This window comes from Rhodococcus sp. 05-2255-1e (genome assembly GCF_002259025.1).
GTDB classification, from domain to species: domain Bacteria; phylum Actinomycetota; class Actinomycetes; order Mycobacteriales; family Mycobacteriaceae; genus Rhodococcoides; species Rhodococcoides fascians.
The window spans coordinates 68,722-83,165 of the sequence record NZ_NOZE01000035.1 but is presented as its reverse complement, the minus strand read 5'-3'; the positions used below and the strand labels follow the sequence as shown (position 1 = coordinate 83,165).

The following is a 14,444-nucleotide window of genomic DNA, read 5'->3' as shown; positions in this document are numbered from 1 at the left end:
CCGCTCGTGTACCCCGAAAGGCCTTACCGCTCGACTTGCATGTGTTAAGCACGCCGCCAGCGTTCGTCCTGAGCCAGGATCAAACTCTCCGTAAAAGACTCTCGATCAACAGTCGAAACTGCAAATCAGTCATAAACATAAAGAGTCAAATCACTAGCAAATAAACTCAACTAGCATTTTCAAAACAACACCCGACAACAACCACCACAAGCGGATGGCTGATACATCGAATGCTTTCACCAAATAAAATTCGGCACTGACATTCATCGACACACTGTTGAGTTCTCAAAGAACACGCACACACTCGAACCCCACGAACACACGATCCGTAGGCCTCAAGGGCAACTGTTCCAGCCTATCCCAGCTTGGTCTCGGACACAAGGCCCGACTCTTGGGGGATAAAACCTGCCGAGCCACACGTCCAACCTCGTTCACCCAGTCCGTGAAGACCGGGTCGGTGTCCGTCGCTCTGACTCGACAAAAGTTACGCCACCAACCCCACACACGCAAATCGGCAGGTGGATCGAGTTACCGCCGGCATCTGCGCAGGTCGGAGGAGCCGCGCGCATGGGTGCCTCGCATTCGGCCGACATCTCCCCGCGTGTGACGCCAGCCATATCTTGCGAACGGTCGACAGAAATCGCTTTCACACGCGGGACAACGCCAGAACGTGGTCGGGCACATCGAGGTTCGGTTCCACATCTTCCCCACGCTCTGCAGTGCCGACGTATTCACCGGTCGGAATCACACCCGCCCACACGTCACCTGCGGCAATGTCGGCCTCGTCGTCGATCGGTCCGCCGGTCCGCGCTTTCACCGATGCTTCGTACAGCGGAAGCGCCAACACGCTCGTCGCCGCAAGCTCTTTCCTCGTATGCGCCCGCAGATGTGTGCTTCTACCCGGAACGACCTGATCGACTATGGCGTCCAATGCCCGTGCCCGTTCGTCCTCGTCCTCCACTCGACGTGGCCGTCCCACGATGACGGCGCTTCGATAGTTCATCGAGTGATGGAACGCGGACCGGGCCAGGACCAACCCGTCGACGACCGTGACCGTCACGCAGATGTCCTGATCAGGCGCCTCCACCAGGCTTCGAGAGGCGACCGAACCATGGAGGTACAGGGTTCCCGCCCTGTCCGGCCCCTCCGGATCCAGGCCGAACACGGTCGGGAGCACACGTGGCACGTTCCCCACCAGTACCCCCATATGACAGAGGCGAGCCGATCGGAGCACGTCGAGCAACGCCGTCCGCTCCGACTGCGCACGCTGCCGACCTCGGACCACGGTGGTTCTGGATGTTGGGGACAGAAGTGTTTCGTCGGCCGTCATGCCACCAGAGTGCCGCCCCGTTGGCTCACTGTCATGGTCCAATAGGGAGCAATAACGCTAGGCCACTTTCTGCCATGAACAGGTGACGCACGATGACCTTGCCGCCGAATGCCCTGTCGATCGCGATAGATCGAGCCGACCACCGCACGTTGCCCGTTCAGGTAGCCGACGGTATCCGGGCGGCAATCGATCGCGGCGAGCTCGAGCCGGGCGTCCGATTGCCAAGTACCAGAGCACTTTCCGTCGAAATGGGTCTGGCTCGTGCGGTGGTGGAGAAGGCGTACGAGCAGCTCGTCGCCGAAGGATGGCTGGAGGCACGTCGCGGATCCGGCAACTACGTCCGAGATGTTCCGCATGCCGTTCGGTCGGACCACAGGCTGCACCGAGCACAGGAAGGCCCACCCACTACGCAGCGCATTTCGCTGCGCCCCGGAATACCGTGGACTCCGCCTCGCGCATCCGATGCGTGGAAGCGGGCATGGCGAGACGTCGGTGGCTCTCCCCCACCGGGCGACTATCCCGATCCGGCCGGCTCACTCGACTTGCGGATGCGCATTGCCGACTTGCTCGGCCGTGCTCGCGGGCTGCACACCACCGCGAGTTCGATCGTCGTCACCACGGGCAGCATTCACGGTCTGGACCTGGCACTGGGTTCCCTCTCTGTAAACGTCGGCGTCGAACATGTTCTCGCACTGGAGAATCCGGGATACCGGGCTGCTGCTGCCCTCGCTACACACCGCGGGTGGTCCGTTCACGACATCTCCGTCGACCGCGAGGGCCTTGTCGTCGACGAGCTCGAATCGGTTCCTCACGGCACCCCGGCCGTTTACGTCACTCCCTCACACCAGTACCCCACCGGCGGACTCATGCCCATCGGTCGTCGGCGCGCCCTGGCGGACTGGGCACGAAGTACCGGAACCACTATCATCGAGGACGACTACGATTCCGAATTCCGTTACGGCATAGCACCTTTGACGACGGTCACCGAGCTCGTTCCGGACCGTGCCGTCTACCTGGGAACGGTATCGAAGACACTGGGTGCCGGCGTACGCCTCGGATGGATGGTCGCTCCCCCGTCGATGGTCGAACGCATCACCGACACACGTCGCGCCATCGGCGATTTCCCGTCGGTTCCCGTCCAGCAGGCCATGACCTCACTGTTGCGGGACGGCGAATGGGACCGGTCCGTACGCACGGCACGTCGGATCTATCGGGCACGTGACCGCGTCGTCGCCGCTGCGCTGGCGCCATTCGGCGAACTTCGGGGCGTCGGTGCCGGGCTGCACACGGTGCTCGTACTCGACGCAGACGTTGCACGCGAGATTGCAGCCGACTGCGCGGACAACGGGGTCGATCTGCCGACACTCGCACATTCGACGCGATCGCCGACCACTGATGGTGGCATCGTCATCGGCTACGGGTCGGTGGCGGACGATCGATTCGAGCGCGCGCTCCGGGTACTGGTCGACGCTCTCGAGAAGAGGTCGGTCAGCTGACCCGCTCGATGCTCCCGCCGAGAGCGGTCAGGTTTTCCACGAATCGTGGATAGCCCCTGTCGATGTGGAATACGTCGTGCACTTCGGTCGTACCGTCCGCCACCAGCCCGGCCAGGACCAGCCCGGCCCCAGCTCGAATGTCCGAAGACCACACCGGCGCGCTGGAGAGTTGGGGAACACCGCGAACCACAGCATGGTGGCCATCGGTACGCGCATCAGCGCCCAGTCGGATCATCTCCTCGACGAACCGGAAGCGTGCCTCGAACACGTTCTCGGTGATCATCGACGTCCCGTCGGCGACGGTTGCGAGCCCGATAGCCATCGGTTGCAAATCCGTCGGAAACCCGGGGTACGGCAGCGTCGCAAAGTTCACTGCTCGCGGCCGTTCGTGCTGAACGACGCGGAAGCCGTCCGGTTCGCTGGTCACCTCGGCACCTGCAGACCGCAGCTTGTCCAGCACAAGCGACAGGTGCTTCGGGTTGACCCCCCGCACGCGAACGTCCCCGCGCGTCATTGCGGCCGCGATTCCCCACGTGGCAGCGACAATTCGGTCGCCGATGACGCGATGAGTCGTCGGCTTCAACGCGCTGACACCCCGGATGGTGAGGGTCGAGGTGCCTGCGCCCCGGACATCGGCACCCATCTCGTTGAGCATGTTGCACACGTCGACGATGTCCGGTTCGCGTGCCGCGTTGTCGATCACGGTCTCACCGGTAGCGAGCACAGCCGCCATCAGGATGTTCTCCGTCGCTCCCACAGAGGGGAAAGCCAACCTGATGTTCGCGCCGCGCAACTCGTCGGCTTCCGCAACGACGCATCCGTGTTGAATTTCGCTGCGCGCCCCCAGCAACTGCAGTCCGGACTGGTGCATATCCAGCGGACGCGACCCGATGGCGTCTCCGCCCGGCAATGCCACCACCGCTCGCTTGCACCGCGCGACGAGAGGGCCGAGGACACAGACCGACGCTCGGAACTGGCGAACAGCCGCGAAATCGGCGTGGTATTTCGGCATCGCCGGGGTCGTGATGTGGACGACCGAACCGTCGAGCTCCACCTCGCACCCGAGTCCGCGCAACACCTCCGCCATCAGCGGAACATCCAGGATGTCGGGGCAGTTGGTGATCGTGCTGGTTCCCTCGGCGAGCAGGGCCGCGGCCATCAGCTTGAGGACGCTGTTCTTCGCACCACCGACCGCCACCTCACCCACGAGGCGATTACCACCGTTGACCAAAAAGCGTTCACTCACTTCGACAGCGTAGCCAGCGGTACCGACCGGCACCCGCGCGGTACCGTAGCCGCATGGCCGTTCACCTCACGCGCATCTACACCCGGACCGGCGACGACGGGACCACGGGATTGAGCGATTTCTCGAGGGTCTCCAAGAACGACGAGCGGCTCATCGCCTACGCAGATTGCGACGAGACCAACGCGAGCCTCGGAGTCGCACTGGCACTGGGAGATCCGAGTGAATCCGTGCGGACCGTCATCCGGACCGTTCAAAGCGACCTGTTCGACGCCGGTGCCGATCTGTCGACGCCTGTCGTCGACAATCCGGAATACCCACCGCTGAGGATCGATCAGAGTTACATCGACCGCCTCGAAGCCTGGTGCGACGAATTCAACGACGAGCTACCGGCGTTGACGTCGTTCATCCTGCCCGGCGGAACACCTCTGGGAGCGCTGCTGCACGTCGCGCGCACCGTGGCTCGGCGCGCGGAGCGGTCGGCCTGGGCAGCGGTTCACGCCTCCCCGGAAACCACGAGCGATCTACCGGCCAAGTACCTCAACAGGCTCTCGGATCTGCTGTTCATCCTGAGCAGGTACGCAAACCCGGAGGGCGACGTGCAGTGGGTACCCGGAGCGAGCCGCTCGACAGGTACCGATACCGACTGATTTCCGGCAAGCGACTCGTTCAGGCCGCCGGCCGACGGCGGCGCGAGCGCCCCGACGGGCGTGACTCCACCCAGGACAGGAAAGCGGTCAACGCACTTCTGTCCAGTGCCATTTCGTACTTCTTGCCGTTGTCCGACAACTCCAGCACAGCGATGTCCGGAGTCATGATGTCGAACTCGGTGTCGCGGGGGGCCCGTCGGTCCCCCACCTGAACGTCCTGTCTACCGAGCCGATGATCGGGCCCGGGCCGCAGACTGGACAGTTTGAAGAACACCAACGTGTTGTCGCCGTACCGAATGATGCCGTGTCGCCAACCGGCACCGCCCTCGGACGGCAGCACGCGCATGATCGCTGCCGTACCACCTCGCCGCAGCACTGCAAGACGATACGCAAAAGCCGCGACGAGCCCTGCGAGCAGCACAACCAGAATGATCAGAGCAATCAATCCGGAGTGCATCGCAGGTCTCGTCGCGGCTTCTCGTGAACCTAGGACCGCTCGACAGCGCGGATACGTCCCTTGGCCACCGCAATGGCCTCGAGGTCGTCGCCGTTCTCTGCCACTACAGCCCGTGCCGATTCGACATCGATGTCATCGGCGAAATCGGCGGACTCCGCCAGCACTGTGACGGTCTTACCCGTCACCGACAGGAAGCCACCGTGCACCGCAGCGATGATCTTCTCGCCGTCGGTCGTCGTGATCGACACCGTGCCCGCCTCGACCAGCTGGCCGAGGACAGGCTCGTGGCCGGCCATGATGCCGATCTCACCTTCGGTGGTCTGAGCACTGACGATGGTCGCAGTACCGGACCACAGCTTCTGCTCCACAGCGACCAGGGAGACCTCCATGCCGCTCTTCTCGGAAGAAGTCACGTCGGTCTACTTTCCGGCCATCTTCTTCGCGGCTGCCTCGACGTCGTCGAGACCACCACAGCTGTTGAAGGCCTGCTCGGGAAGGTGGTCGTACTCACCCTTGGTGACCTTGTCGAACGCCTCGATGGTGTCCGAGAGGGACACGACCGAACCGGCCTCGCCGGTGAACTTCTCGGCAACGATGAAGTTCTGGCCGAGGAACTTCTGGAGACGGCGTGCGCGGCCGACCAGAACCTTGTCCTCTTCCTGAAGCTCGTCCATACCGAGGATGGCGATGATGTCCTGCAGCTCCTTGTACTTCTGCAGGATGCGCTTGACCTCGTTGGCGACGCGGAAGTGCTCGGCACCGACGATGCCGGGCTCGAGGATGCGCGAGGTCGAGCTCAGCGGGTCCACAGCGGGGTAGATACCCATCTGCGAAATCGGACGCGACAGTTCGGTCGTCGCATCGAGGTGCGCGAACGTCGTGGCCGGAGCCGGGTCGGTGTAGTCGTCGGCGGGGACGTAGATCGCCTGCAGCGAGGTGATCGAGCGGCCACGGGTCGAGGTGATGCGCTCCTGGAGCTCACCCATCTCGTCCGCCAGCGTGGGCTGGTAACCGACGGCAGACGGCATACGACCGAGAAGGGTCGACACCTCCGAACCTGCCTGCGTGAAGCGGAAGATGTTGTCGATGAACAGCAGCACGTCCTGGCCCTGCACATCGCGGAAGTACTCCGCCATGGTCAGTGCCGACAACGCCACGCGCATACGCGTGCCGGGCGGCTCGTCCATCTGTCCGAAGACGAGGGCGGTGTCCTGGAGGACGCCCATCTCTTCCATCTCGAGGTGAAGGTCGGTGCCCTCACGAGTACGCTCGCCGACTCCTGCGAACACCGAGGTGCCCGAGAACTCGCGTGCGATACGGGTGATCATTTCTTGGATCAGCACGGTCTTGCCGACACCGGCACCACCGAACAGACCGATCTTTCCGCCCTTGACGTACGGCGTCAGCAGGTCGATGACCTTGATGCCGGTCTCGAGGATCTCGGTCTTGCCCTCGAGCTGATCGAAGGCTGGTGGCTTGCGGTGGATGCCCCACTGCTCGCCGTCGCGGCCGAGTCCGGGGGTGTCCAGGCAGTCACCGAGGGCGTTGAACACGTGGCCCTTGACGACGTCACCGACGGGAACCGAGATCGGCTTGCCGGAGTCGACGACAGCCGTGCCACGGACGAGGCCGTCGGTGGGCTGCATCGAGATGGTGCGAACCAAGTTGTCACCGAGGTGCTGTGCAACCTCGAGCGTCAGGGTCTTGGCCACGGTCGGCAGAGTGATCTCTGCGTTGAGGGCGTTGAACAGTGCGGGAATCGAGCCGCGCGGGAACTCGACGTCCACAACGGGGCCGATGACCCGAACGACACGGCCGGACTGTGTGTCCGCTCCGCTCGCGTTCTCTTGGGCTACTGCTGCGGTCATTGCTTAGTCACTTCCTGCGCTGTCGGCCAACGCGTTGGCGCCACCGACGATTTCGCTGATTTCCTGGGTGATCTGGGCCTGCCGAGCCTGGTTGGCCTGACGGCTCAAGGTCTCGACCAATTCGTTCGCGTTGTCCGTCGCTGCCTTCATGGCGGTACGACGCGCCGCGGACTCCGACGCTGCTGCATCGAGCAACGACGCGTAGATCCTGGTGCTGATGTACTTGGGCAGCAGCGCCGAGAGCAGAGTGCCTGCCTCCGGCTCGAACTCGTACTGTGCCTGCACATCCGCGGTCGGTGAGTCGGTCAAGGCGTCCGCACCCATCTCGAATTCCTCGTCGGTGTACGAGATTTCGAGTGGTGCCATCCGGCGAACTTCGGGCTTCTGCGTGAGCATCGACACGAAGCGGGTGTAGACGATGTGCAACTCGTCCACGCCCTCGACGGTGCCTTCACCGTTGGGAGCCTCCACCTCGGTGCCCGAACCCGCCATGAACAGCTCGACCAGATGCCTACTGGCCTTCGCTGCATCGGCGTATCCGGGTTCCTGCGAGAAGCCCGTCCAGGCACCCTTCACGTCCCGCTCACGGAACGTGTAGTAGCCCAGGCCTTTTGCGCCGAGCACGTAGATGACCGGGTCCTTGCCCTCGGAGCGCAGGAGCTGGAAGAGCTCCTCCGTTTCCTTGAGGACGTTGGAGTTGTAGCCACCGCACATACCGCGGTCACTGGTCACGACCAGGACTGCGGCACGCTTGGGCTCGGGTCGCTCGTTGAGCAACGGGTGATCGAGCGAGCTCGATGCACTCGCCAGTGCGGAGAGCACCTTCGTGATCTCTTCCGCGTACGGCTTCGATGCGGCAACGCGGGCCTGCGCCTTGGTGATTCGCGAAGTTGCGATCAACTCTTGCGCTTTGGTGATCTTCTTCGTCGAGTTGACCGACTTGATACGGGAGCGAAGCTCGAGAATGCTTGCCATCTAGCTGTTCACGCTCCCTTCTGTGCTCGTCATGTCACCTGTCATCGCCGGCCTACTTGCTGACTGTCTTGCGGGTGACGTTGACCTGCTCCTGGCTGACCTCGTCGGCGTTCAGAGTGTCTGCCTCGGCCTCGTTGACGACGCGGTTGCCGTCCGAGTCCACGAAGCCGGCCTTGAACTTCTCGGTCGCTTCGGTCAGTGCCTTCTGGTTGTCGTCGTCGAGAGCCTTGCCACCGGCAATGCTGTCGTAGACGCCGCTTGCGTTGCGGTGCAGATCTTCGAGCAGCTCGGTCTCGAAGCGGCGAACATCGCCGACCGGAACGGAGTCGTACGTGCCCTGGCCTGCGAGCCAGATCGAGACGATCTGGTCTTCGACGGCCACCGGTGCGTACTGATCCTGCTTGAGCAGCTCGACCAGTCGAGCGCCGCGCTCGAGCTGCGCCTTGGACGCTGCATCGAGGTCGGACGCGAACGCCGAGAAGGCTTCGAGCTCACGGAACTGAGCAAGCTCGAGACGAAGGGATCCGGACACCTTCTTCATGCCCTTGGTCTGCGCAGCGCCGCCGACTCGGGAAACCGAGATACCGACGTTGATGGCGGGACGGACGCCCTTGTTGAAGAGGTCCGATTCCAGGAAGACCTGGCCGTCGGTGATGGAGATGACGTTGGTCGGGATGTACGCGGAGACGTCGTTGGCCTTGGTCTCGATGATCGGCAGTGCCGTCAACGATCCGCCACCGAGCTCGTCGGACAGCTTCGCCGAACGCTCCAGCAGGCGGGAGTGCAAGTAGAAGACGTCACCGGGGTATGCCTCGCGGCCCGGCGGGCGACGCAGCAGCAGCGAAATCGCGCGGTAGGCCTCGGCCTGCTTGGTCAGGTCGTCGAACACGATGAGGACGTGCTTGCCCTGGTACATCCAGTGCTGGCCGATGGCCGAGCCGGTGTACGGAGCGAGCCACTTGAAGCCGGCCGAGTCGGACGCGGGTGCGGCGACGATGGTGGTGTATTCGAGTGCGCCCTGCTCTTCGAGTGCAGCCTTGACGCCTGCGATCGTGGAGCCCTTCTGGCCGATGGCGACGTAGATGCAGCGAACCTGCTTCTTGTCGTCGCCGCTCTCCCAGTTCGCCTTCTGGTTCAGGATCGCGTCGATGCAGACCGCAGTCTTGCCGGTCTTGCGGTCGCCGATGATGAGCTGACGCTGGCCGCGGCCGATCGGGGTCATGGCGTCGATCGCCTTGATGCCGGTCTGCAGCGGCTCCTCGACGGGCTGGCGCTCGAGCACCGAGGCAGCCTGCAATTCGAGGGCGCGGGTCTCGGAGGACTCGATGTCGCCGAGGCCGTCGATGGGCTTGCCCAGCGGGTCCACGACGCGACCGAGGTAGCCGTCGCCCACGGGGACCGACAGCACGTCTCCGGTGCGCTTGACTTCCTGGCCTTCTTCGATGTGCTCGTAGTCACCGAGGATGACGGCACCGATTTCGGTGGCATCCAGGTTCAACGCGACACCGAGGACTCCGCCCGGGAACTCCAGGAGTTCGTTGGACATCGCCGACGGCAATCCGGACACGTGAGCGATTCCGTCGCTCGTGTCCGTAACCGTGCCGACCTCCTCGCGGGAAGACTCCGGTGAGTAGCTCGCGGTGAAGTTATCGATCGCGCTACGGATCTCGTCGGAGGAGATCGTCAGCTCCGCCATAGTGTTTCCTGCTCTTCCTTCGAATGATCGCGGTATGAAGAGCCTCGAATGCCGAGGCAATTCTTCTCGTTACTGTGTCCGTGTCGGACTATTTGAGCGTCTTTCGCAATGCAGCGAGGCGGCCTGCCCCGCTACCGTCGATGACCTCGTCGCCGATACGAACGACAAGTCCGCTGAGCAGTTCGGTATCGACCTCTACGTGCACCGTGACCTGCTTGCCGTACGTGCGGGTCAAGGTTGCGGTCAGCTTTTCGAGCTGACTGTCGCTCAGTGGGGCTGCGCTGCGTACGTGTGCAACTGCGCGGTCGCGCTGTTCGGCGGCCAGATCTGCCAGTCCGTTCAGAACGTCGGCGGGTGCCGCCTTCCGTGGACGCGTGACGGCCTGCACCGCGAGCGCCTCGGTGACCGCGGTGACCTTGCCGTAGAGCAGACGACCCAGCAGTTCGCGCTTGGCCTGCGCCGGCTTGGAGCGATCCGACAATGCCTGCTCGAGCTGCGGGTTGGCAGCAACGATGCGGCCGAGCCGGAACAGCTCGTCCTCGACCGTGTCCAGCTGGTCCTGATCGGCAGCAGCGCGGAGCAGAGCTTCGCGTCCCAGCTCGACCAGCGAGTTCAGCAGGTCACGGGCGGTGGACCAGCTTTCGCCGGCCGCAGCCTTGACGATGGTCGCCGTTGCGCTCGACACCTGGCCGGAGAAGACCTCTCCGGCCAGAGCGCTTCGTCGATCGCCCTCGACCGAGGAGTCGGCGAGAGCGGTACGCAACGTGCGCTGCGCGTCGAGAGTCTCGACGACGGCGAACAACTCGGCACCGGTCTGAGCGGCGACGGCCGTTGCCTCGCCGCCCGACGCGGACCCCAGAGCTTCGTGGGCGACCGACCGTGTGCGGGCGAGCGCCTCACGAGAAGTTGCGTACATGGTTCGACTCACTTTCCTGATGCGGAGTCCGCGGTGACGGAATCCAGCTCGTTGAGGAAGCGATCGATCGAACTGGAACGCCTCGCGTCATCGGAGAGCTGCTCTCCGATGACCTTCTCGGCGAGTTCGACGGCCGTACGTCCGAGGTCGCCACGAAGTTCGGTGACGATCTGCTGACGCTGAGCAACGAGCTGACTGTGGCCTGCGGCCACGATCCGATCGCTCTCTTCCTGCGCCTTTTCCTTCATCTCGGCGAGAATCGCCTGTCCCTGGGTGCGCGCTTCCTCGCGGATCTGCGCAGCCTCGGAACGAGCGTCGGCGAGCTGAGCGTGGTACTGCTCGAGAGCAGCCTTTGCCTCTGCCTGTGCCTGCTCGGCCTTCTTGATTCCGCCTTCGATGAGCTCGGAACGCTCGGAGAGGACCGTCTGGAAACGCGGTACGACGTACTTCCAGAACAGGAAGCCGATGATCACGACACAGACGATCGACCAAACGATGTCGTATGTTGCGGGCAGCAGCGGGTTCTGGGATTCCTCCCCCTCCGCCCCGGCTGCGAGCAGCGTTATCGCGTTTGTCATCGCGCTCTCAGAGAATGAAGCCGGCGACGAGGCCGATCAGGGCGAGGGACTCGGTGAATGCAATGCCGAGGAACATGGTCGTACGGAGCTGACCGGCCAGCTCGGGCTGACGAGCGGTTGCTTCCATGTTCTTGGCGACGACGAGGCCGAGGCCGATGCCACCACCGATCGCTGCGAGGCCGTAGCCGATGGCGCCGTATCCGCTGGCGGTGATTTCCTGCGCCTGGGCCAGAACTTCAAGGCTCATTCGGTTTTCCGTTCCCTTTCTTCGGTCCACATCCGGGTGTCGGAGGTGGCGGTGTAGCTAGTTCGGTCTGTTGGTCGGTCAGTGCGAGTCGGCGTGCAGCGACAGATCGATGTAGATCGCCGTCAGCAGCGCGAAGATGTATGCCTGCAGGAAGATCACGAGCATCTCGAACATCGTGAACAGGAAGCCCATGATCAGCGAGGGTGCGGCGAAGATCTTCAGGCCGGCGGAGGCCTCGAAGAGGAAGAACTGCGTGGCGCTGAAGAACAGCACGAGCATGATGTGGCCGGCAAGCATGTTGGCCAGCAGTCGCACCGTCAACGTGAACGGGCGAAGCACGAAGTTCGAGATGAACTCGAGCGGGATCAGCAGCACGTGCATGGCCTTCGGAATGCCCGGGATCACGATCGTGCCCTTGACGAACTTGGCTGCACCGAACTTCTTCACACCGGCGTAGACGAACGCGATGTACGCGACTGCGGCCAACACGATCGGCAGACCGATGCGGGCGTTGGCCGAGATGTTCAGGAACGGTATGACCGCGCTGAGATTCACCGCGAAGACCGTGAAGAAGATCGTCATGATGACGGGCAGGAAGCGGCGTCCCTGTTCCTTGCCGAGGACATCCTCGGCCACGTGGATCCGGACGAAGTCGAGAGCGATCTCGGCGACGTTCTGGATTCCGCGAGGAACGATCTTGGGGCTGCGCAGAGCGATCAGCATGAAGACGATCAGCAGAGCCGACATCAGGATGCGGATGAGCATCAGCCGGTCGAGCTCGAACGGGGTTCCCTCGAACAGCACCGCGGGAGGAAAGAAATCGGATAGTGACGGCGGATGGAACTCCGCAGCCAGAGTGGTGACGCTCAGCGGTCTCTCCCGTGTTCGGGCCGCAACCGAGTAACGGCTGCGGTTCGATCGGACAATGACGATCTATCAAGTCGACGAAAATCGGCTCGCAATCGTCAGAGGCTGAGGCCCGGTCTTCATCGGCCAAGCGTCTGTCGGGTGTCGGCGACTCACGTCGACTCGGCAACTCTCAGGGCGAAACCCTACGTTGCCGAAGTCTGTGACTCCGGGCCTACTGTAAGGAAGCTCACGCTGATGGTTACCTGCGGGGGTCCAGTCCGGGGAAAAAGTCTCTTTCGTCCCGGTCTTGCCCATCGCTTGATGCAAACTTTATCAACAGAACTACGACGTTGTGTAGGCGGCCCTCAGCTTAACCGATTACGACAGCTTGTCGTACTACGACTTGTCGGGGTTCCCGTCGGCAGGAACGCTGTCGACGTAGCCCACCTTCGTCTTGACGACACCGAACACCTCCGCGCCCAGGACCACCACCAGAGCCCCCAGAATGGTCAGCCCGAGCGAATATCGGTTGTAGAAGTCCGCGTCCTTGAGTGCCACGAGCACGATCAGCGCGATGACCATCTTGACCAACCACCCACCGAGCAACAGCGCTCCGACCGCCGACGCGGGAAACCGCGTGGTCAGAGCCACCGACAGCGCGGTCGTGATGACGAACCCGCCCCCGATGGCCACTCCGATGATCGATCCCCACAATCCTGGAGTTCCCGCAGCAGCAACCGAAATCCCCACGCTCACCACCGTCAGTACCACCAGGCCGATGAGGCCGTAGCGGACCGCGGCACGAAGCGGTGCGAATTGGTCGGGCATGGGCTGCGGGGTGAAGGTCACAGTTGTCGAGAGTACCCAGTGGCACCCGGTGGCCGGCACCAGCCGGGACACGACCGAAGAACCACCGAGCCGATCAGCGGCGTCGGACACCCCGACGTTCGGATCCGGGCGATCGATCCACCCGCAGAGTGGGCACAGCCGTGACGACGAGCGCGAACACCAGACCGGCAGCGACGAGGAGCACCACGATGCGCCGGTCGAGAAGTGAGGATCCGACCGCACCGAACGCGAGCACACCGACCCAGAGGTAGATCACCAGGACCACCCGTCGATGCGAGTGGCCGATCTGCAGGAGTCGGTGATGGAGATGCATCTTGTCGGGGCTGAACGGACTTCGCCCGGCCCGAGTGCGGCGAACGACGGCGAGCAACAGATCGAGTATCGGAATGAGCATCACGGCACCGACCAACAGGAGCGGCGACAACAGACCCAGCAGATCGCGTGGACCGTAGGCCGTCAACGGAATTCGCCCCGAGGCACTCGTCGAGATCGTGGCCAGCGTCAGCCCGATCAACATGGACCCCGAATCGCCCATGAAGATGCGCGCCGGTTGGAAATTGTGCGGCAGAAATCCCAGGCAGGCACCGGCCAGCGCCGCCGCGATCAAGGCAGGTGGGTAGACGCCGACGTCGCCTCCCTGTTCCTGCAGCAGGCCCACCGAAAAGATGCAGATCGCGACCGACGAAATGAGGCCGAGTCCGGCTGCGAGCCCGTCGAGGCCGTCGACGAAGTTCATCGCGTTGACGATGACGACGGTGATCAGAACGGTCACCAGTCCGGCCTGAAGTTGGTCGAGCACCAGGGTGCTGCCCGGTTGGCCGGGCTCGCCGCCCCAGGGCTGGTAGAGCACGACCCAGCTCACACCCATGATGACAAGGACGCCGGCCGCCGTCACCTGGCCGACGAACTTCGTCAGTGCGTCCAGACCCCAACGGTCGTCGATGACGCCGACCAGCACGATCACGAAGCCTGCAACCAGCGCAGCCGGAATGTCGCGGTTGTAGGCGACATCGAATCCGCGGGCCAACGCGGGCAGCTGCGAGGCGAACAGCAGCGCGGCGAGCATGCCGGCGTAGATGCCCACTCCCCCGAGTCGCGGGGTGGCCTGCACGTGGACGTCACGATCACGAGGGATGGCGACGGCACCGAACTTGATCGCGGCCACTCGAACGCCACCGGTCGCGAAGAACGTGACGACAGCAGCCGTCAGGAAAACAAGCAGCAGCTCGCGGATCGGAACGCCTGCGCCCAGATTCGACTGGGCAAGCACCTCGACGCTCATGCGGAACG

At 63.5% G+C, this 14,444-nt stretch carries 15 protein-coding genes and 1 rRNA gene; 2 read left to right on the top strand and 14 right to left on the bottom strand.

Annotation, left to right across the window (positions count from 1 at the left end; translation table 11 throughout):
• Nucleotides 1-95 (bottom strand): 16S ribosomal RNA (locus tag CH262_RS22375); the annotation flags it as partial.
• Nucleotides 96-646: 551 nt separating this feature from the next.
• A complete protein-coding gene (locus tag CH262_RS22370) occupies nucleotides 647-1,330 on the bottom strand; it encodes a pyridoxamine 5'-phosphate oxidase family protein (RefSeq protein WP_032385052.1) in 684 nt (227 codons plus the stop codon).
• 92 nt (nucleotides 1,331-1,422) lie between these two features.
• Between CH262_RS22370 and pdxR the strand changes: the two genes are divergently transcribed.
• Nucleotides 1,423-2,826 (top strand): MocR-like pyridoxine biosynthesis transcription factor PdxR, encoded by a 1,404-nt coding sequence (gene pdxR, locus CH262_RS22365; protein ID WP_230591030.1) that lies wholly within the window; start codon nucleotides 1,423-1,425, stop codon nucleotides 2,824-2,826.
• On the opposite strand, the gene murA is transcribed toward pdxR, so the two are convergent.
• Nucleotides 2,819-4,072: a UDP-N-acetylglucosamine 1-carboxyvinyltransferase gene (murA, locus tag CH262_RS22360; protein WP_027497895.1), complete on the bottom strand. Its 1,254-nt coding sequence runs from the start codon at nucleotides 4,070-4,072 to the stop codon at nucleotides 2,819-2,821. The two genes, pdxR and murA, sit on opposite strands and share 8 nt — an antisense overlap.
• A 53-nt stretch (nucleotides 4,073-4,125) precedes the next feature.
• Here murA and CH262_RS22355 point away from each other — a divergent pair, with 53 nt between their 5' ends.
• A complete protein-coding gene (locus CH262_RS22355; protein ID WP_032385053.1) occupies nucleotides 4,126-4,719 on the top strand; it encodes a cob(I)yrinic acid a,c-diamide adenosyltransferase in 594 nt (197 codons plus the stop codon).
• A gap of 19 nt (nucleotides 4,720-4,738) precedes the next feature.
• On the opposite strand, the gene CH262_RS22350 is transcribed toward CH262_RS22355, so the two are convergent.
• From CH262_RS22350 to CH262_RS22295, 11 genes are all read right to left on the bottom strand, one after another.
• Nucleotides 4,739-5,176, bottom strand: coding sequence for a DUF2550 domain-containing protein (locus CH262_RS22350; protein ID WP_027497897.1), 438 nt, complete (start codon nucleotides 5,174-5,176; stop codon nucleotides 4,739-4,741).
• Nucleotides 5,177-5,205: 29 nt separating this feature from the next.
• Nucleotides 5,206-5,565, bottom strand: a complete 360-nt coding sequence (locus tag CH262_RS22345) for a F0F1 ATP synthase subunit epsilon (protein ID WP_027497898.1) — start codon at nucleotides 5,563-5,565, stop codon at nucleotides 5,206-5,208.
• A gap of 30 nt (nucleotides 5,566-5,595) precedes the next feature.
• A complete protein-coding gene (gene atpD / locus CH262_RS22340) occupies nucleotides 5,596-7,044 on the bottom strand; it encodes a F0F1 ATP synthase subunit beta (RefSeq protein ID WP_027497899.1) in 1,449 nt (482 codons plus the stop codon).
• Between the two features lie 3 nt (nucleotides 7,045-7,047).
• Entirely contained in the window at nucleotides 7,048-8,019 is a 972-nt protein-coding gene (locus tag CH262_RS22335; RefSeq protein WP_027497900.1) for a F0F1 ATP synthase subunit gamma, read from the bottom strand.
• 52 nt (nucleotides 8,020-8,071) lie between these two features.
• The gene (gene atpA, locus CH262_RS22330; protein ID WP_032365581.1) at nucleotides 8,072-9,715 is read right to left on the bottom strand and encodes a F0F1 ATP synthase subunit alpha; all 1,644 of its coding nucleotides are present in this window, start codon (nucleotides 9,713-9,715) and stop codon (nucleotides 8,072-8,074) included.
• Between the two features lie 88 nt (nucleotides 9,716-9,803).
• Nucleotides 9,804-10,631, bottom strand: a complete 828-nt coding sequence (locus CH262_RS22325; RefSeq protein ID WP_027497902.1) for a F0F1 ATP synthase subunit delta — start codon at nucleotides 10,629-10,631, stop codon at nucleotides 9,804-9,806.
• A gap of 8 nt (nucleotides 10,632-10,639) precedes the next feature.
• Nucleotides 10,640-11,209, bottom strand: coding sequence for a F0F1 ATP synthase subunit B (locus tag CH262_RS22320; protein ID WP_032385054.1), 570 nt, complete (start codon nucleotides 11,207-11,209; stop codon nucleotides 10,640-10,642).
• 7 nt (nucleotides 11,210-11,216) lie between these two features.
• Complete coding sequence (locus tag CH262_RS22315; RefSeq protein ID WP_008715092.1) at nucleotides 11,217-11,456, bottom strand: ATP synthase F0 subunit C; 240 nt, start codon at nucleotides 11,454-11,456, stop codon at nucleotides 11,217-11,219.
• Between the two features lie 78 nt (nucleotides 11,457-11,534).
• Entirely contained in the window at nucleotides 11,535-12,260 is a 726-nt protein-coding gene (gene atpB / locus CH262_RS22310; RefSeq protein ID WP_027497905.1) for a F0F1 ATP synthase subunit A, read from the bottom strand.
• 441 nt (nucleotides 12,261-12,701) lie between these two features.
• A complete protein-coding gene (locus CH262_RS22300; protein WP_045840958.1) occupies nucleotides 12,702-13,133 on the bottom strand; it encodes a hypothetical protein in 432 nt (143 codons plus the stop codon).
• A 94-nt stretch (nucleotides 13,134-13,227) separates the two neighbouring features.
• Nucleotides 13,228-14,436, bottom strand: a complete 1,209-nt coding sequence (locus CH262_RS22295) for a glycosyltransferase family 4 protein (RefSeq protein ID WP_027497907.1) — start codon at nucleotides 14,434-14,436, stop codon at nucleotides 13,228-13,230.
• Nucleotides 14,437-14,444: the final 8 nt, after the last annotated feature.